At 48.1% G+C, this 16,481-nt stretch carries 21 protein-coding genes; 16 read left to right on the top strand and 5 right to left on the bottom strand.

The window, feature by feature from the left end; genetic code table 11:
• The first annotated feature begins 89 nt into the window (after positions 1-89).
• On the top strand, positions 90-668 hold the full coding sequence (locus tag OF158_RS09425; RefSeq protein ID WP_014098128.1) for an ECF transporter S component: 579 nt from the start codon (positions 90-92) through the stop codon (positions 666-668).
• A gap of 31 nt (positions 669-699) precedes the next feature.
• On the opposite strand, the gene OF158_RS09420 is transcribed toward OF158_RS09425, so the two are convergent.
• The gene (locus OF158_RS09420) at positions 700-948 is read right to left on the bottom strand and encodes a ferredoxin (protein ID WP_014098129.1); all 249 of its coding nucleotides are present in this window, start codon (positions 946-948) and stop codon (positions 700-702) included.
• A 265-nt stretch (positions 949-1,213) separates the two neighbouring features.
• Between OF158_RS09420 and OF158_RS09415 the strand changes: the two genes are divergently transcribed.
• The 5 genes from OF158_RS09415 to OF158_RS09395 all read left to right on the top strand — a co-directional run bounded on the left by OF158_RS09415 (position 1,214) and on the right by OF158_RS09395 (position 5,138).
• Entirely contained in the window at positions 1,214-2,290 is a 1,077-nt protein-coding gene (locus tag OF158_RS09415; protein WP_035184671.1) for a YpbB family protein, read from the top strand.
• On the top strand, positions 2,262-3,746 hold the full coding sequence (locus OF158_RS09410; protein WP_035184673.1) for a RecQ family ATP-dependent DNA helicase: 1,485 nt from the start codon (positions 2,262-2,264) through the stop codon (positions 3,744-3,746). Before OF158_RS09415 ends, OF158_RS09410 begins: the two co-directional genes overlap by 29 nt.
• Complete coding sequence (locus OF158_RS09405) at positions 3,719-4,297, top strand: CPBP family intramembrane glutamic endopeptidase (RefSeq protein WP_035184675.1); 579 nt, start codon at positions 3,719-3,721, stop codon at positions 4,295-4,297. Before OF158_RS09410 ends, OF158_RS09405 begins: the two co-directional genes overlap by 28 nt.
• 24 nt (positions 4,298-4,321) lie before the next feature.
• Entirely contained in the window at positions 4,322-4,561 is a 240-nt protein-coding gene (locus OF158_RS09400) for a hypothetical protein (RefSeq protein ID WP_014098133.1), read from the top strand.
• A 130-nt stretch (positions 4,562-4,691) separates the two neighbouring features.
• The gene (locus OF158_RS09395) at positions 4,692-5,138 is read left to right on the top strand and encodes a YpbF family protein (RefSeq protein ID WP_013859532.1); all 447 of its coding nucleotides are present in this window, start codon (positions 4,692-4,694) and stop codon (positions 5,136-5,138) included.
• Positions 5,139-5,202: 64 nt separating this feature from the next.
• Here OF158_RS09395 and OF158_RS09390 read toward each other — a convergent pair whose 3' ends face one another.
• The 3 genes from OF158_RS09390 to OF158_RS09380 are packed head-to-tail and all read right to left on the bottom strand — an operon-like array spanning position 5,203 to position 6,280.
• On the bottom strand, positions 5,203-5,772 hold the full coding sequence (locus OF158_RS09390) for a manganese catalase family protein (RefSeq protein ID WP_014098135.1): 570 nt from the start codon (positions 5,770-5,772) through the stop codon (positions 5,203-5,205).
• A gap of 23 nt (positions 5,773-5,795) precedes the next feature.
• Positions 5,796-6,056 (bottom strand): spore coat protein CotJB, encoded by a 261-nt coding sequence (locus OF158_RS09385; RefSeq protein WP_014098136.1) that lies wholly within the window; start codon positions 6,054-6,056, stop codon positions 5,796-5,798.
• A complete protein-coding gene (locus tag OF158_RS09380) occupies positions 6,053-6,280 on the bottom strand; it encodes a spore coat associated protein CotJA (RefSeq protein ID WP_014098137.1) in 228 nt (75 codons plus the stop codon). The genes OF158_RS09385 and OF158_RS09380 overlap by 4 nt, the downstream gene beginning before the upstream one ends.
• Before the next feature lie 176 nt (positions 6,281-6,456).
• Here OF158_RS09380 and OF158_RS09375 point away from each other — a divergent pair, with 176 nt between their 5' ends.
• The 10 genes from OF158_RS09375 to rpsA all read left to right on the top strand — a co-directional run bounded on the left by OF158_RS09375 (position 6,457) and on the right by rpsA (position 16,254).
• The gene (locus OF158_RS09375) at positions 6,457-7,236 is read left to right on the top strand and encodes a metallophosphoesterase (protein ID WP_026683317.1); all 780 of its coding nucleotides are present in this window, start codon (positions 6,457-6,459) and stop codon (positions 7,234-7,236) included.
• Between the two features lie 59 nt (positions 7,237-7,295).
• Positions 7,296-7,841 (top strand): adaptor protein MecA, encoded by a 546-nt coding sequence (locus tag OF158_RS09370; RefSeq protein ID WP_017550477.1) that lies wholly within the window; start codon positions 7,296-7,298, stop codon positions 7,839-7,841.
• A gap of 97 nt (positions 7,842-7,938) precedes the next feature.
• Positions 7,939-9,216, top strand: a complete 1,278-nt coding sequence (locus OF158_RS09365; protein ID WP_035184678.1) for a Glu/Leu/Phe/Val family dehydrogenase — start codon at positions 7,939-7,941, stop codon at positions 9,214-9,216.
• Between the two features lie 156 nt (positions 9,217-9,372).
• Positions 9,373-10,356, top strand: a complete 984-nt coding sequence (locus OF158_RS09360) for a YpdA family putative bacillithiol disulfide reductase (RefSeq protein ID WP_035184680.1) — start codon at positions 9,373-9,375, stop codon at positions 10,354-10,356.
• A gap of 105 nt (positions 10,357-10,461) precedes the next feature.
• Positions 10,462-11,142, top strand: a complete 681-nt coding sequence (prsW, locus tag OF158_RS09355) for a glutamic-type intramembrane protease PrsW (RefSeq protein ID WP_035184682.1) — start codon at positions 10,462-10,464, stop codon at positions 11,140-11,142.
• Between the two features lie 111 nt (positions 11,143-11,253).
• Positions 11,254-12,048, top strand: coding sequence for a spore cortex-lytic enzyme (gene sleB / locus OF158_RS09350; RefSeq protein ID WP_014098143.1), 795 nt, complete (start codon positions 11,254-11,256; stop codon positions 12,046-12,048).
• 15 nt (positions 12,049-12,063) lie between these two features.
• Entirely contained in the window at positions 12,064-13,413 is a 1,350-nt protein-coding gene (gene ypeB / locus OF158_RS09345) for a germination protein YpeB (RefSeq protein WP_035184684.1), read from the top strand.
• A gap of 121 nt (positions 13,414-13,534) precedes the next feature.
• Positions 13,535-14,179 carry a flagellar brake protein gene (locus OF158_RS09340; RefSeq protein WP_014098146.1) on the top strand — a complete coding sequence of 215 codons (645 nt, stop codon included), beginning with the start codon at positions 13,535-13,537 and terminating at the stop codon, positions 14,177-14,179.
• Between the two features lie 121 nt (positions 14,180-14,300).
• Complete coding sequence (cmk, locus tag OF158_RS09335; RefSeq protein WP_017550474.1) at positions 14,301-15,005, top strand: (d)CMP kinase; 705 nt, start codon at positions 14,301-14,303, stop codon at positions 15,003-15,005.
• A 112-nt stretch (positions 15,006-15,117) separates the two neighbouring features.
• A complete protein-coding gene (gene rpsA, locus OF158_RS09330; protein WP_014098148.1) occupies positions 15,118-16,254 on the top strand; it encodes a 30S ribosomal protein S1 in 1,137 nt (378 codons plus the stop codon).
• A 94-nt stretch (positions 16,255-16,348) separates the two neighbouring features.
• Here the strand turns inward: rpsA and OF158_RS09325 are convergent, their stop codons facing one another.
• Positions 16,349-16,477 (bottom strand): YpzI family protein, encoded by a 129-nt coding sequence (locus tag OF158_RS09325; RefSeq protein ID WP_014098149.1) that lies wholly within the window; start codon positions 16,475-16,477, stop codon positions 16,349-16,351.
• Between the last annotated feature and the right edge of the window lie 4 nt (positions 16,478-16,481).

Below are 16,481 nucleotides of genomic sequence, written 5' to 3'. Positions count from 1 at the left end.
CCGACATTTTGTCAGGGGCTTTTCATTTTGGTCCGCGGCACCTTTCTTCCTTTGATGATAAATCGGTCACAAGGAGAGAGGAAGTTTAAATGAAGAAATGGGATGTAAAGCAATTCGTTGCGGTCGCGTTGCTCAGTGCTCTGGCTTTTATGCTGATGTTTATTAAATTTCCGGTTCCGCCTTTTCCATCGTTTTTAACAGTGGACTTCAGCGACATTCCGGTATTGGTGGCAGCCCTTCTTTACGGGCCGATGGCTTCTGTTGTAGCGGAACTAATCAAAAATATCCTGAATTATTTATCACTCGGCAGTGAAGCAGGGGTACCGATCGGGAATGTGGCAAACTTTTTTGCAGGGATGCTGTTCGTCCTGCCGACATATCTCATTTACAAACGGATGCGGACAAAAAAAGGCATGACTGTAGGTCTAGTCACTGGCACGGTATCCATGTCGGTATGTATGAGCATTTTAAATTATTTCGTCATTTTACCGGCTTACCTGTACTTCATGAACTTTTCGGTCGGGAATGTAAAAGCGTATATTGTGGCGGGCGTGCTGCCTTTTAATCTTGTGAAAGGCCTCATCGTGACGGCTTTGTTTATGCTCATGTTTACAAAAATGAAAAATTGGATTGACAAAGCATCCGCCATTGGGGGAAAAAGAATATGAAAAAAAGCAGGCTCAAACGGCCTGCTTTTTTTCATTCGTATTTTAACGGATCGCCATCAAAAGGCTTGTCGGAAACTTTAATCGATTCTGTCGGGCATCCTTCAAAGGCATCCATCAGGTCATCTTCCAATATTTCCGGGACTTCCGCAGTGCCTTTATTATCATCCAAAATCACGAAAGAAAGCCCTTCATCGTCATAGTCGAAAATATCAGGAGCGCTGGCGGAACAAGCGCCGCAAGCGATGCATGTATCTTTGTCCACGATTGTAAACTTTGCCATTTTGATTCCTCCTCGTTGTTCAATCATGGCAGAAAAGAAAAACAGGCAGCCTCGTCATGTGCACGAAGGCATGCCGGTGTTTCTCCTTCATTTTAAAACTCTTTTTTTCTTATTTCAATAGCGGGCTGGCGGAGTTCGTGAAACCTGTCGAATCAATGAAAAAAATGGTAAACAAATCGCCTGTTTCCATGTTAAAATAGAACCAACCCCCGATTTTTCCTTGCACTTCCCCCTTTTTTCAGCTAAAGAACAGGAGAGGATTCAGATGCCTTTTTTACAGGCTGTATTGCTGGATTGCTTCAGCAACCTGAATGGAGAACGCACCCCTTATGCTGTTTTTCATCTATTAAACGGCAAAAAATCAGCACAGACGATCCAGGATTCCCATTTTTTCAAGATTGGCAGGCTCTTTCAAACGTTTCCATTTATTTCCCGTGAGGCTTTCACACGCGAAGTAGAGGCCCTATTAAAAGCCGGGTTGCTGCAAAAAAGCGGCCCGGATGCCTGCGTGGTCACAGAAAAAGGTGCTGCCCTGCTTTTGGCAACCGGCAGGATGGAAGAACGGTTTCCTTACCTGGACGGCTTGAAATACCAGGATTCGGCAAATCTGTTTTGGAAAAGGTTGAATCTCATTACCCAGGCCGTATCCAACTTAGTGTATGGAAATAAAGTATATTATCCGGTTCAAAGGGACCCGGCTCTTCAGGCTTGGGCAAAAAACTGGCTGAAACAGCATGCAAAAAGCAGGATTGCGTTAGCGGAGCATCTGTACCGTGAATTTTACAGCCTGTTTTCCGGCAGCCCGCCGGAAAAGCCTGAAATTTTTGTCCTTCGGTTGACGGGTGCGGGCCGGATCGGATATACGATCACGCAGGCTGCCTCCGCCCTGCACCTTGATCCTGTAGAGTACTGGTACCGATTTTTGCATTTGCTTCATTTTATCGTCCGGCGCATCCTTGGAGATCCTGAAACATTCCGGTATTTATACCAAATGCTTCACGATGTGCAAAAGGCCTTGCCACTGACCCGGTCTGCCGCGGTGACATTCGGCTTCTTGAAGCAAGGGAAAACGATTGCGGAAATCAGCACGCTGAGAGGGTTAAAACAAAGCACGATTGAAGACCATTTGATTGAAATCGCGTTAACGGTCCCGGATTTTCCACTGAACCGGTATGTGCCAAAGGATGAAGAACAAAAGATCATCCAGGCAGCCGCTGATTTAAATACGAAGAAATTAAAACCGATTAAAGAAAAAGTAGGGGACATCCCGTATTTCCATATTCGCCTTGTATTGGCAGAAAGGATGGGCCGCAGTGGATCTTTTAAGTTTTTTGAAAAGTAAGTTCGGGTTCAGCGCATTCCGGCCGGGGCAGGAAGAAGTCATCCGTTCACTGCTGGACGGCAAAGATACACTGGCGATGCTTGCGACCGGTACCGGAAAATCTTTATGCTACCAGTTGCCTGCCTATTTGCTGGACGGGTCCTGCATCATCGTTTCCCCGCTTTTATCGCTCATGCAGGACCAGACAGAGCAGATGAAAATGCGCGGCGAAAAAAGTGTGGTTGCGTTAAATTCGTTTTTAACCGGTCCGGAGCGGGAAGCGGCCCTTGCACATCTGGGCGCTTTCAAATTCATCTTTGTCTCGCCGGAGATGCTGCACAACCGCTATGTCCTCGGAAAATTAAAAACCATCCGGACTGCGCTCTTTGCAGTCGATGAAGCGCATTGTATTTCCCAGTGGGGTCATGATTTCAGGCCGGAATACTTAAACCTTGGCGAAGTCCGGAAACAATTGGGCACACCGCTTACCCTAGCTCTGACCGCCACAGCAACAGAACAGGTGAGGGACGATATTTGCAAGTATCTTGGCTTAAAAGACCCAAACCGGTTTATTTATTCTGTCAACAGGCCCAATATCGCCATTAAAATAGACCGGATTCCTTCATACCGCGAAAAAGAGGAAAAACTAGTTGCCTATGCGAAAAACTTGCAGAAGCCCGGCATCATCTATTTTTCAAGCAAAAAGGCGGCTGAGGAAATGGCGGCGCGGTTAAGGCAGGAGGGAATCGCCGAAGCGGCCGCCTATCACAGCGGCATCGACCAGGAGCAAAGAATTTTGATCCAGCAGCAGTTTATTTACGGACAGATCAAGATCATTTGTGCGACAAGCGCGTTTGGCATGGGGGTGGACAAAGCAGATATCCGCTTTGTCATCCATTTTCACCTGCCGTTGCAGATGGAAGCCTATCTGCAGGAAATCGGCAGAGCCGGGCGGGACGGGCTTCCGAGCATTGCCGTCCTTTTGTATACGGAAGGGGATGAACGGCTCCCGCTTCAGCTGATCGAGGCTGAGCTTCCGACTGATGCACAATTGGCCGCTTTCAGCAGATGGAAAGGAGATTTGAAGGAAGCCGGGGCGGCGCTTGGATGCACGGAACCGCAACTCCGGTTTCTGCTGCACCACAGAGTGCTTAACCTGCCGGAAGAAGCATGGACCCGGGAGGTTGCAGCCATCCGGAACGAGCGGATGGCGTACAAGCGCCGGAAGTTAAAGGAAATGGTGCAGATGGTCCGGTCTTCGTCATGCCGCCGCTCGGAAATTTTACGGTATTTCGGTGAACCGCCCGCTGCTGGCAATGAAGCGTGCTGTGACATTTGCGGCCTTGAAACAGCCTTATATGAAAGCAATCAAAAAAGCGGGGGCACCCTCGAAACCGTTCCTGCATGGGAATTGCTTTTGCAGGACCTATTCAGAAAAGGGGAACAAAAATGGCACGAAGAAAACAGGCGGATTTGATCAAGGAACTCACAGACCGGGAACTTACTTTTCACTTAATTTTGACACAGCTGATTCTCCTGTTTGCTGCCGCTTTGCTCGGATTTCTGTTATTTCCGGATGGCAAAGCATTTTTTCAGCACTTTCGTATGTCATTTGCGAAATGTGCATACGGTTTATTAAACGGAGTTGCTGTCGTTTTTGCGGATACTTTGCTCATGAAATGGCTCCCGAAAGCGTATTATGATGACGGGGGCGTGAATGAGCGGATTTTTAAAACCCGTTCGGTTCCGTCTATTATTGCTTTAACGGCGCTGATCGCGGTGGCGGAAGAGCTCTTGTTTCGGGGCGCCATCCAGACGCATTTTGGATTGCCGGCAGCAAGCCTTATTTTTGCACTCATGCATATCCGGTATTTTGGCCACTGGTATTTAATCGCGAATGTGCTGCTTTTGAGTTTTTGGATTGGTGCCGTTTATGTGCTTTCTCATGAAAATCTTCCGGCGGTCATCATCATGCATTTTACAATCGATTGTTTACTAGGTATCCGCATCAAAAAACAGGGGATTTAGTCCGGATGTGGGGAAGGGGAAGCCATGTCAGACGAAAAATATATCATTGAAATGGAAAAACGGCGGCAAAAGCTTGAACCGGCCGGCAAAGCAAAGGAAAAAACGGAGAAACAAACGGCGGCGGCCGTTTCGCGGGCAGAAAAGCGGAAAAGTACCGAAAAGGAATCCCGCTCCCGGTTGCCGCTTGTGAACCTATTGGCTGTCATTTTTATTTTAGTGCCAATTGCCGTTTACATCTGTTATACGTTTTTGTTTTTCAGATAGATGCCCATCCCGCGATAAATGGCGCCCCAAAAAGAGGAGAATCTGCCGGCGAAATTTCAGGACAGGGCAGCTGCCTGCTTGTCATGGATCTGTCCCTTGCCGCATATAGTAGAGTGAGGGAGGGATCAATATGGAGCCGTCCATCACCGGGCTAAAAGGGACAGATGCGGCGACAAAGCAGATGTTACAGGGTGTCGTCAAACGCAAAAAAAAATTTGACCGGCTTCGGATGCGGCATCTTGTTTTTCTTTGGACAAGCATGCTCTACACATGCGCATGGGCTTACTATGTTTACCGTTCTTTTGAAAATGCCGATTCCATGTTCTCCGTTTTCTCCGGCATTTCAGAAAGCCCGTTTCAGCTGTTTTTCCTGCTCTTGGCCGCCGCGTTTTGGGGCATGAGTAAAATCTTGTTTGACAAGCGGGAAAAGGCTGAAAAAGAATTCCATGCGCTCCGCTGCGAAATTATTGATAAAAGCAAAGATTTATGGAAAGGGGAAAGCTGGAAGGATCGCCACCTTGTATTCGAAATGATGCAAAAAGAGTTTGATATTAATTTATACCACGAGAACAAGTAGCCATTCACCGGAACAGGTACGGAGACTAAAAGCCGCCGAAAAAAAGAAGATGCCCCGGCATCTTCTAAAAAATTTTTTTTCTGTCTCTTTCTTCCATTAAAATTTGCGCGGCTTCGCGGAACCGCTGCGAGTGGACAATCTCCCGCTCCCTTAAAAAGCGGAGCCCGTCATTTAGGTCAGGGTCGTCACTTAAATTGATGATCCATTGATACGTAGCCCGCGCTTTTTCCTCGGCGGCAATGTCTTCATAAATATCGGCAATCGGATCCCCTTTTGCCTGGATATAGGTAGCTGTCCACGGGGCTCCTGCGGCATTATGATAATGGAGCGCTTTATCATGGTCCACATAATGCGCGTCAAGGCCGGCAGCAATCAATTGATCCGGTGTGGCATCTTTTGTTAATTTTAAGACCATCGTCGCAATCATTTCAAGATGGGCCAGTTCTTCCGTGCCGATATCATTTAAAAGCCCCATCACTTTATCTGGGATGGTGTAGCGCTGGTTCAAATACCGGAGCGCTGCCGCAAGCTCTCCGTCCGCTCCGCCGTACTGCTCGATTAAAAGTTTCGCAAGTCTCGGGTTACAGCTTGAGACCCGGACGGGATATTGCAATTTTTTCTCATAGATCCACATGTACGGTTTCCTCCTTTATTTGCTTATACCTGCCATGGCCACGGCGGCTCTTTCCACTGGAAAGGCGTTGGCGAATAGCTGTGCCCGAAATTTGTCAGCGGCCCGAACTGTTTTTCAAATGCTCTTTTGACTTTTTTCCTGGCATGGACAAAAGTGTTATACTGTTCGATCGCTGCCTGGTCATCGGGATGGGTATCCAAATAAAGGTTCAGTTCCACAAGTGCAAAATCAAGGGCCTGCAGTTCTTCAAGCCTTGTGTAATACTCTTTTGGCAGCTGCTTCAATCGTTTTCCTCCTTTGCCCGTTCATAAGGGCTGTAATACGGGTCATAAAGCGGCCTCCAAAGCGTCCCGCGCCTTAACGCTTCCTGCGGTGCAAATTGCGGAAGGTTCGGGGGCTGAAACCCTAAATACAAATTCGGCGGGGTGGAGTAAACTTTTTCGGTTATCGGCGGGCAGGGGTCAAACGGTCCGATAAAGGGATGATACGTTTTATAATGGTTTTTCATCTCAGTCCTCCTGACATTTAAAAGTCTTTTTCATTTTATGTGCGGTTCTCTCCCGCTATGTCAAAAACAATGCCGGAATGCTTTCTATCTGCCATGATTAAGATATAATACGGATAGGGATTGCAGAAAATTTCGTTTGTGCCGGCCAGCACCCGGCGGAACAGGAGCACTCGTGTATGTTTGCATTTTTATCGATTGCCTTTTTGCTTGGCATTGTTTTATTGATGTATATGCATTATGAAGCATCGTTAAATCGGCTCATCCGGCACCGGTTTTTGCTTGATGAGTATCCGGCCGGAGAGGAGCCGTGCACTTTTTTCTTTATTTCTGATATCCACCGGCGCAAAATTGATCCCAGGCTGGTCGAAGAGGCAACAGGAGAAGCACGATTTGCAATAATCGGGGGAGATTTGCTGGAAAAGGGGGTTCCGCTTTCCAGAACAGAGGAAAATTTGCGGTTGCTGAAAAAAATTGGCCCGGTATTTTTTGTGTGGGGAAATAATGATTATGAAGCGGACGGCGAAGCGCTCGCGACCGTTTTTGCCAGAACCGGCGTCCGCACGCTGCGCAACGCGGCGGATTTTGTATATGTAAACGGGAAAAAACGAATTGCGCTGATCGGCGTGGATGATTTGACGACGGAAAACGAAAATCTCGATGAAGCACTTCAATCGGTGCAGCCGGACGATCTCCGGATTTTAATCAGCCATAACCCGAAAATGATCCACCAGCTTCATGAATGGGACAATATCGATGTGATGCTGAGCGGCCATACGCACGGCGGGCAGATTCGTATTCTCGGCCTTAGCCGTTACAGGCGCGGCGGGGTGAGAAAAGTGCGCAATGTCATCCACCTCATAAGCAACGGTTACGGCACGACACTTGTTCCACTCAGGCTTTGTGCAAAACCGGAAGCCCATTTAATTACGATCGAAAGCAGCAGGCGGCCATCATGAACCATCTTTCCCCTTCCGCATACGATAAGGTAAGATCCGTATGCAGGGGGCGGAAATCAATGAAGCTGGAACGGATTTCATCCAATAAAATTAAATACTCCATTACGTTTGAAGAGTTATCGGAACGCGGTATTATGGAAAACGATCTCGACTCGCCCATTTGGAATCATTTATTTGAAGAAATGCTGGAGTTGGCGGATCAGGCTTACCATGTCGGCGAAAGCGATATGCTGACCATTGAAATCTATTCATTTAATGTCCAGGAATTGGTGTTTATTCTGACAGTGGGCGAAGCGGACGACGCGGATCCGGGCGAATGGGCGGATCCGGAAACGCTGGAACAGGAAGAAGCCTACTTTTTTCCATCGATTGAGGAAGTGATTGCGCTTGCGGGCTTTTTAAACCAGATCGGCCGGATTTCCGCGTGCAGCCTTTATATATTCGAAGACCAGTATTATTTGCTGCAAAAACCGGGAACACAAAATGCGCCGCTTATTCTTGAATACGGCGAGCGCGCCCGGATTTCCCCGTTTATGGTCCGGGAATACGGGATCGCGGTGTTTGAGGAAAATGCGCTTGCGGAACTCCTGAAGCATTTCCCGTAACCGTCCGCCATGTTTTTTCAGGTTTTCATCTGCTGGGGAAAGTTGTATACTAAATTTGATAGCAGATATTTCTTTCGTATCTAGGAGGTTTGCGATAATGGCAGCCGAAAAGGGCGCAGATCATCAAACAATGGAAGCAAGTCGAGATGTGCTGAAATCGACACAGACAATTATTCACGAAGCTCTTGAAAAGCTTGGATACCCTGAAGAAGTATACGAACTTTTAAAAGAGCCGGTCCGTATGTTAACGGTTAAAATTCCCGTCAGAATGGATGATGGTACGGTTAAGATTTTTACGGGGTACCGCGCGCAGCACAATGATGCTGTCGGCCCGACAAAAGGAGGCGTCCGGTTTCATCCGGATGTGACGGAAAATGAAGTGAAAGCCTTGTCTATATGGATGACGCTAAAATGCGGCATTGTGAATCTGCCGTATGGGGGAGGAAAAGGCGGCATCATCTGCGATCCGCGGAAAATGTCTTTCCGCGAGCTCGAGAATTTGAGCCGCGGCTATGTCCGGGCGATCAGCCAGATTGTCGGTCCGACGAAAGACATTCCGGCACCGGACGTGTTTACAAATTCGCAAATAATGGCCTGGATGATGGATGAATACAGCCGGATCGACGAATTTAATTCGCCGGGCTTTATCACAGGAAAACCGCTTGTGCTTGGCGGTTCGCACGGCCGCGAATCCGCTACGGCCAAAGGGGTAACCATCTGCATTCGCGAGGCGGCCAGAAAAAAAGGGATTGATTTAAAAGGCGCCAGGGTTGTCATTCAGGGGTTCGGCAATGCCGGAAGTTTCCTTGCAAAATTTATGCATGATGCGGGCGCAAAAGTGATTGGCATATCCGACGCATACGGCGCGCTGCATGATCCGGAAGGCCTTGATATTGACTATTTGCTCGACCGCCGCGACAGTTTCGGGACGGTTACAACCCTGTTTAAAAATACGATTACGAACAAGGAATTGCTTGAACTGGATTGCGATATTCTCGTTCCGGCCGCCATTGAAAACCAAATTACAGAAGAAAACGCCCATAATATCCGGGCGAAAATTGTGGTGGAAGCAGCAAACGGCCCGACAACGCTTGAAGCAACCGAAATTTTAACCAACCGCGGCATTCTGCTCGTTCCGGATGTGCTTGCATCTGCCGGGGGCGTCACGGTTTCGTATTTTGAATGGGTACAGAATAACCAGGGGTATTACTGGACGGAGGAAGAAGTGGAAGAAAAACTTGAAAAAGTGCTTGTCCAGTCGTTTAATACGGTCTACAATACTTCCCGCTCACGCCGGGTGAACATGCGGCTTGCCGCTTATATGATCGGTGTAAGAAGAGTGGCGGAAGCTTCGCGGTTCAGAGGCTGGATTTAGAGTTTCCGAAAGCCGGCTCCAGCCGGGCGGCAAACGGGGCTTTACAGGTTTTAGAAGAAGAAGGCTGAAATCTCCTGTCGTGTTCACGGTGGGAGATTTTTAAATAAATGGATGAAAACGAAAAGGAAGATACGAAAAAAGGATGAGTGGACAAACATGCGAAAAGAAGATTGTATCATTATTGGCGGCGGCCCTTGCGGATTGGCTGCTGCAATCAGCCTGCAGGAAATCGGGAAACATCCGCTTATACTGGAAAAAGGAAATGTCGTCAATGCGATTTACCGTTATCCGACGCACCAGACTTTTTTCAGTTCAAGCGACCGGCTTGCAATCGGCGATGTGCCGTTTATTACCGAAAATTTAAAGCCGAAGCGCAACCAGGCGCTTACATACTACCGCGAAGTGGCGAAACTGAAGGCCCTTCGCATCCACCGGTTTGAAGAAGCGCTCCGTGTCGAAAAGAAACGCGGAACCTTTATCGTTACGACGACAAAAGGCCAATATGAGACGCCTTATGTGGTCATCGCAACCGGCTATTACGACAATCCGAACAGGCTGGATGTCCCGGGGGAAGATTTAAACAAAGTGTACCATTATTTTAAAGAAGCCCATCCGTTTTTTGACACCGATGTTTGCGTGATCGGCGGAAAAAACTCTGCTGTGGACGCCGCCATTGAACTTCACAAGGCGGGCGCCCGCGTGACCGTGCTGTACCGCGGCGATCATTATTCCGAAAGCATTAAACCGTGGATATTGCCGGAATTTGATTCGCTTATCCGCCACGGGAAAGTGAAAATGGAATTTCAGGCGCACGTGAAAGAAATTAAAGAACAGAGCGTTGTATACGAAGCGGGCGGAGAAGTGAAAGAGATCCGGAATGATTTTGTATTTGCGATGGTCGGTTATCATCCGGATCATTCGTTTTTGCGGAAAATGGGAGTGGGCGTCGATCCGGAAACAGGCCGCCCACATTACAAAGAAGAGACAATGGAAACGAATGTTGAAGGAATTTTTATTGCGGGCGTGCTTGCTGCTGGAAACAATGCCAATGAGATTTTTATTGAAAACGGGCGTTTCCATGGCGGTGTGATTGCCGCTGAGATCAAAAAACGGGAGGCTCTCTTGCAAAAAGGAAATTAAAGGTTTTTTCGGGGGGGCAGTATTTCTTTTCCGGCTTTTTCATGTTACGATGAAAACAAAACTCTGCACGGATCATTTGATTTTTACAAAAAGCGAGGTTTCGATATGCTTGTCCTTTTGTCAGCCGGCATCGCCCCCGGACTTGCCCTGCTATGCTATTTTTATTTGCGGGACCAGTTTGAGCCTGAGCCGATACTTGTTGTTGCAAAAGCGTTTTTATACGGTGCGCTTATCACGCTGCCGGTCATGTTTTTGCAGTTTATCCTCGAACGGGAGCATCTCTTTTCGGGCAGCATCTGGCATGCTTTCCTCCATTCCGCTTTGCCGGAGGAACTTTGCAAGTGGCTGTGTTTGGCCGCTATTGTGTTTTTTAACCGGGAATTTGATGAACCTTTTGACGGCATCGTTTACGGCGTCAGCGTCTCGCTCGGATTTGCCACGCTCGAAAATATTTTATCGCTTTTTTCGGGCGGCGTTGACCTGGCGTTCGGGCGTGCGCTTCTTCCTGTATCAAGCCATGCCATTTTCGGTGTCATGATGGGCTTTTATATGGGAAAATCCAGATTCTCCCCGCGCAAAAAGTGCTGGTTCCTTTTTTCTTTTATGGTGCCGGTGATCCTGCACGGTTTTTACGACTGGATCATGCTCACCCAGCAAAAATGGCTGTATTTTATGGTACCGTTTATGCTCGGGCTTTGGTGGCTCGGCCTGAAAAAAGCAAAGCAGGCGCACAGCCTTTCTGCCAAACATTTTGCGCAGGATGCGGCAGGGACACAACAATTATGATAATGGGCAAAACAACCGGATCAATCGCCGGTTGTTTTTTTATGTCTTGCATAAAATTGCCGCCTTCTCCAGAAACTACGGATAATGCTTAAAGTTTTTGGGGGGTGCGGTATGATTGGAAAAAATCGCTTAAAATACATGTTGCTGCTTTGTGCCGTATTGGCCTTGTTTTCTTTTGGCACAAGCGGGACGGCCCGGGCGTTTTCGAATCAGGTGATTCAAAAAGGAGCGGTCGGGGATGATGTGATTGAACTGCAGGCGAGGCTGCAGTACATCGGTTACTATAAAGGAACGATTGACGGGGTGTTTGGTTACAGCACTTACTGGGCTTTAAGAAATTTCCAGAAGGCATACGGAATGCCTGTTGACGGCCTCGCCGGCCCGGGCGTCAAAGCGAAACTCGTCAAAGCGTCAAAATACGATGCGGCATACGTAAAGTCCATGGTTGCAAGCGGGAAAAAATTCACGTATTACGGCGGCACAAAAAAGCAGGCACCGAAAACGGCAGCCAAAAAACCCGTCCAAACCGCTACCAATGTGCCGAACGGATTTTCGCAAAACGATATTCGCCTTTTGTCGCAAGCGGTTTACGGGGAGGCGCGCGGCGAACCGTATGAAGGGCAGGTGGCCGTGGCGGCTGTTATTTTAAACCGTATTGACAGCCCGTCTTTTCCAAACACCATCTCGGGGGTGATTTTCGAACCGGGTGCGTTTACCTGTGTTTCCGACGGGCAGATCTGGCTTGCGCCGAATGATACGGCAAAAAAAGCCGTCCTCGATGCGATCAATGGCTGGGATCCGTCCGGTAATGCGCTGTATTATTTTAATCCGGCGACCGCAACAAGCAAGTGGATCTGGTCAAGGCCGCAAATCAAACGAATCGGCAAACATATTTTTTGTAAATAAGAGGGGGAAATGAATATGCTGAAACGGGCAATGATTGTTGTGCTTGCCCTCGGGCTTTGCGGGACTGCTGCCTGGGCATATAAAGAGCACCGTGAAAAAGAGGCGGTCTTGTTAAATGCAGAAAGCACGTATCAAAGGGCTTTTCATGACCTTGCATACAGAATGGACCTTTTGCATGATGAAATCGGAAACACCCTCGCCATGAACTCACGCAAGTCCCTTTCACCGGCACTGGCTGAAGTATGGCGCCTGACATCAGAAGCGCATGCGGATGTCGGCCAACTTCCGTTATCGCTTCTGCCTTTTCATAAAACGGAAGAATTTCTGACTAATATCGGGAATTTCAGCTACCGGACGGCGGTGCGCGATTTGGATAAAGAACCTCTATCCGATAAAGAGTATGCTTCACTGAAAAAACTGTACGGCCAGAGCGCGGATATCCAGGACCAGCTCCGGGGCGTGCAAAATAATGTTTTAAAGCACAATCTCCGCTGGATGGACGTGGAACGCGCCCTTGCCCAAGGAAAAGAAACGAAGGATAACACGATCATCGACGGCTTTAAGACGGTCGAAAGGACGGTCAAAGGCTATGACAATGCCGATTTGAACAGCCCGTCTTTTACGAGTTTCCAAAACCGCGATGACCATTATGAGCACCTGGAAGGAAAAATGATCAGCAAAAAACAGGCGGTCGCCACTGTAAAACAATACGCCGGACTCAAAACGGCCCGCCAGGCGGAAGCCAAACCGAATCAAAAAGGCGCCCGTTTTTCTTTTTACACCGTCCGTATAAAAGACAAAAACGGCAATGAAACAACCGCAGATGTGACGCGGAAAGGGGGATACCCGGTCTGGTTTTTCAACAAGCGTCCGGTGGGAAAGCAAAAAATCAGTTTAAACGAGGCCCAAAAGAAAGCGGCGGATTTTTTAAACCGGCACCATTTTGAGAAAATGGACATGTTTGAAAGCACACAATATGACAACGTCGGTGTTTTTTCTTTCGCTGCGAAACAGGGGAATGTCCGCATTTATCCGGAAACGGTCAAATTAAAAGTGGCGCTTGACAACGGCCAGGTGATCGGGTTTGTAGCGGATGATTTTCTGAAAAGCCATCAAAAAAGGGATATTCCAAAGCCCGCCATCAGCGAAAAAGAAGCAAGGTCCCGTGTGAATCCGAAGCTTGACATTATGGAAAGCCGCCTTGCGATCATGACCGGCGACATGAACCGGGAAGTGCTTTGTTATGAATTTCTCGGCGTGTTGCATGATGAAACGTACCGGATTTATATCAACGCGGAAAACGGCAACGAAGAAAAAGTGGAAAAGCTGAAAAACACGGAAAGAGCATACGGCAAGTCCATATGAGCATTGCCCGGCGTACAGCCGGGCCTTTTGGCAAAAAATGAAATGAAACGCGAAAAAAGAATACAAAACTGCCCAGCCTGTGTCATAATAAGATTGGAATCTATAAAAGGGGTTTGGGAAGATGTTAAAAGTCGGGCTGGAACTCACACTGGAAGATAAAGATACAGGTAAAAGATATAGATGTAAAATTGCGGATATAAAAGAGGATAAAATTTATATTGATTACCCGATCGACATGGAAACAAACCGGACCGTATTTTTGCTGCTCGGCCAGGGGCTGCTCGTTGATTTCGTTTCGGACGGCCAGATTCCTTACCGGTTTTCATCAAAAGTAACCGGCAGGGAACTCGGCAATATCCCGATGCTCATTTTATCCGCTCCTGATCCGGAAGATGTGCGCAAAATCCAGCGACGGCAGTATGTCAGGGTAGACGCCGCACTCGATATTGCCCTCACCTTTCCGGAATCCAATTTGAAAACAACGGCAGTTACAAAAGACATCAGTTCGGGCGGCTGTGCGGTCTATTTGCCTGATGATATCCGCCCAAGGGAGCATGAAACAGGAAAAGCGCTTCTTGTCCTGCCGCTAAAAGAAGGTTACCAATACTTACAGCTGCATTTTTCCGTCGTTAGGCTGTTTGAAACCGGCGGAAAAACAGGGGCCTCGCTCCAGTTTAAAAATACAAGCGCGAAAGAGAGGCAGTATATCCTGCGTTTTTGCTTCGAGCAGCAGCTTTTGCTCCGTAAAAAGGGGCTTTCCGGATAAAACTTGCATTTCATGGATAGGAGGATTCACCATTTTATGGTACACTATAAAAAGGGTGTATCCTTTTATCTGCCCAAAAAACGGGTATATGCAACAAGAGAGAATAGGGTGAAATCGTTGTATGAAAAAAATCAATATTGCCATCGACGGTCCTGCTGCTGCAGGGAAAAGCACGGCGGCGAAAAAAGTTGCCGAGCAGTTGCAATATATTTACATTGATACAGGGGCAATGTACCGGTCGCTTACTTATAAAGCGCTGCAGTACGGAACGGACCTTGAAGACGGCAATGCGCTTGCCGAACTTTTGTACAAGACAAATATCCGCCTGGAGCCGGGGGAAAACGGCCAGGTCGTTTTTGTCGACGGTGAAGACGTAACCGGCAAGATCAGGGAAAGGGAAGTGACGAGAGCAGTTTCGGCTGTTTCAAAGCATGCCGTTGTCCGTGAAGAAATGGTCAAGCGGCAGCGGATGCTCGCCCGCGGTGGCGGCGTTGTCATGGACGGCCGGGATATCGGGACAAAAGTACTGCCGGATGCCGAATTGAAAATTTTTTTGCTAGCCAGCGCCGATGAGCGCGCAAAGCGGCGCCATGCCGAAAATGTTGCAAAAGGGATCCCTTCAGACCTCAGCCGTTTAAAACAGGAGATTGAGGAAAGGGACAGGCTGGATTCCGAACGGGAAGTTTCACCGCTCTCTAAAGCGGCGGACGCCGTAGAACTGGACACGACAAGCATGGATATTGATGAAGTTGCCGGAAAGATTCTTGCGATGGCAAAAGAAAAAATGGCACAGCAGCAATCGGCTTCTTTACTTGACAAAAAGTAAAAGATGTTAGAAATTTGATAGGAAAGCGTTTCTTTTTGAATTATACGAATTAATTTGAAAAGAACGGGTATATTCAATGGTAGTTGAAGCGCCGGATAAGGAGGAAGTACATATGTCAGACGAAATGAATGAAATAGAAGTACGGTCCCTTTCTGTAGGGGATAAAGTGAAAGCATCGGTTGTCAAAGTGGAGGAAAAGCAAGTGCTCGTTTCCATTGAAGGCAGCAAAGTGGACGGGATTATTCCGATCAGCGAGCTTTCCAATCTCCATATTGAAACCGCATCAGATGCCGTGAAAGAAGGGGACGAGCTGAATCTCGTCGTTACGAAAGTGGAAGAAGACGCCGTCATTCTTTCCAAACGGAAATATGATGCTGAAAAAGCCTGGGATGAGCTGAAGGAAAAATTTGAAAACCAGGAAATCATTGAAGCGGAAGTCAATGAAGTGGTAAAAGGCGGCCTTGTTGTCGATTTGGGTGTCCGCGGCTTTGTTCCTGCGTCCCTTGTCGAGGACCACTTTGTTGAAGACTTCTCCGACTATAAAGGGAAGACATTGCCCTTTTTGATCGTTGAACTGGACGAAGACAAAAACCGGTTGATTTTATCACACCGAGCTGTTGTGGAAAAAGAAAAAGAAGAAAAACGCCAGGATATCCTTGACCATCTCGAAGCAGGCCAGGTGCTGGAAGGGACCGTGCAAAGGCTGACGAGTTTCGGCGCTTTTGTCGATATCGGCGGAATTGACGGCCTTGTCCATATTTCCCAGCTTGCGCACGAACGGGTGGAAACGCCGTCCGATGTCGTCCAAGAAGGAGAGCAAGTCAAAGTGAAAGTGTTGTCGGTGGACCGGGACAACGGGCGGATTTCCTTGTCCATCAAGGATACGCTTCCGGGCCCTTGGGAAGGCATTGAACAGAAAGCGCCGAAAGGGACTGTCCTTACAGGAACGGTAAAACGCCTAGTTTCGTTCGGGGCGTTTGTAGAAGTATTCCCGGGCGTTGAAGGGCTTGTTCATATTTCACAAATTTCCCATAAGCATGTGTCCACCCCGCATGAAGTGTTAAGGGAAGGACAGGAAGTGCAGGTGAAAGTGCTCGATGTCAACGAACAGGCACACCGCTTGTCCTTAAGCATGAAAGAACTGGAACAGGCCGATACAGAAGCTTCTGATTATGACCTGCCTGAAGAAAATACCGGGTTCCAGCTCGGGGATATGATTGGGGACCAGTTGAAGAAATTTAAACAGTAAAAATGTCCGGATGGAATGGAAAAGCTGAGCGGCGCCCGGGTTGCCGGTGCCGCTCAGCTTTTTTGCGCTTTGTCTTTTCTATAAACCGTTTTCTTTACTGCCGTTTGCGTGCTGCGTCAGCGCTTTCGAGGCGGGTTGCCCCTCCGTAATGGAGCGCTTGGTCACGGTCGCTTTCTACACGCCCGCTTTGGCGCAGTTTTTTCTCCTGGCGGTCTTTTCCCATTGCC

The sequence above is a fragment of the Weizmannia sp. WK01 genome (assembly GCF_025905465.1).
In the GTDB taxonomy this organism is placed as follows: Bacteria; Bacillota; Bacilli; order Bacillales; family Bacillaceae_C; genus Weizmannia; species Weizmannia faecalis.
The sequence above is the reverse complement of the archived record's forward strand: the minus strand, read 5'-3'. Positions and strand labels throughout refer to the sequence as shown.

What these genes read in the sequence shown, in the direction of transcription:
- OF158_RS09425 (WP_014098128.1), top strand. Translation starts at nt 90, where the DNA reads ATGAAGAAATGGGATGTAAAGCAATTCGTTGCGGTCGCGTTGCTCAGT.
- OF158_RS09420 (WP_014098129.1), bottom strand. Translation starts at nt 948, where the DNA reads ATGGCAAAGTTTACAATCGTGGACAAAGATACATGCATCGCTTGCGGC.
- OF158_RS09415 (WP_035184671.1), top strand. Translation starts at nt 1,214, where the DNA reads ATGCCTTTTTTACAGGCTGTATTGCTGGATTGCTTCAGCAACCTGAAT.
- OF158_RS09405 (WP_035184675.1), top strand. Translation starts at nt 3,719, where the DNA reads ATGGCACGAAGAAAACAGGCGGATTTGATCAAGGAACTCACAGACCGG.
- OF158_RS09400 (WP_014098133.1), top strand. Translation starts at nt 4,322, where the DNA reads ATGTCAGACGAAAAATATATCATTGAAATGGAAAAACGGCGGCAAAAG.
- OF158_RS09395 (WP_013859532.1), top strand. Translation starts at nt 4,692, where the DNA reads ATGGAGCCGTCCATCACCGGGCTAAAAGGGACAGATGCGGCGACAAAG.
- OF158_RS09390 (WP_014098135.1), bottom strand. Translation starts at nt 5,772, where the DNA reads ATGTGGATCTATGAGAAAAAATTGCAATATCCCGTCCGGGTCTCAAGC.
- OF158_RS09380 (WP_014098137.1), bottom strand. Translation starts at nt 6,280, where the DNA reads ATGAAAAACCATTATAAAACGTATCATCCCTTTATCGGACCGTTTGAC.
- OF158_RS09375 (WP_026683317.1), top strand. Translation starts at nt 6,457, where the DNA reads ATGTTTGCATTTTTATCGATTGCCTTTTTGCTTGGCATTGTTTTATTG.
- OF158_RS09370 (WP_017550477.1), top strand. Translation starts at nt 7,296, where the DNA reads ATGAAGCTGGAACGGATTTCATCCAATAAAATTAAATACTCCATTACG.
- OF158_RS09365 (WP_035184678.1), top strand. Translation starts at nt 7,939, where the DNA reads ATGGCAGCCGAAAAGGGCGCAGATCATCAAACAATGGAAGCAAGTCGA.
- OF158_RS09360 (WP_035184680.1), top strand. Translation starts at nt 9,373, where the DNA reads ATGCGAAAAGAAGATTGTATCATTATTGGCGGCGGCCCTTGCGGATTG.
- prsW (WP_035184682.1), top strand. Translation starts at nt 10,462, where the DNA reads ATGCTTGTCCTTTTGTCAGCCGGCATCGCCCCCGGACTTGCCCTGCTA.
- sleB (WP_014098143.1), top strand. Translation starts at nt 11,254, where the DNA reads ATGATTGGAAAAAATCGCTTAAAATACATGTTGCTGCTTTGTGCCGTA.
- ypeB (WP_035184684.1), top strand. Translation starts at nt 12,064, where the DNA reads ATGCTGAAACGGGCAATGATTGTTGTGCTTGCCCTCGGGCTTTGCGGG.
- OF158_RS09340 (WP_014098146.1), top strand. Translation starts at nt 13,535, where the DNA reads ATGTTAAAAGTCGGGCTGGAACTCACACTGGAAGATAAAGATACAGGT.
- cmk (WP_017550474.1), top strand. Translation starts at nt 14,301, where the DNA reads ATGAAAAAAATCAATATTGCCATCGACGGTCCTGCTGCTGCAGGGAAA.
- rpsA (WP_014098148.1), top strand. Translation starts at nt 15,118, where the DNA reads ATGTCAGACGAAATGAATGAAATAGAAGTACGGTCCCTTTCTGTAGGG.
- OF158_RS09325 (WP_014098149.1), bottom strand. Translation starts at nt 16,477, where the DNA reads ATGGGAAAAGACCGCCAGGAGAAAAAACTGCGCCAAAGCGGGCGTGTA.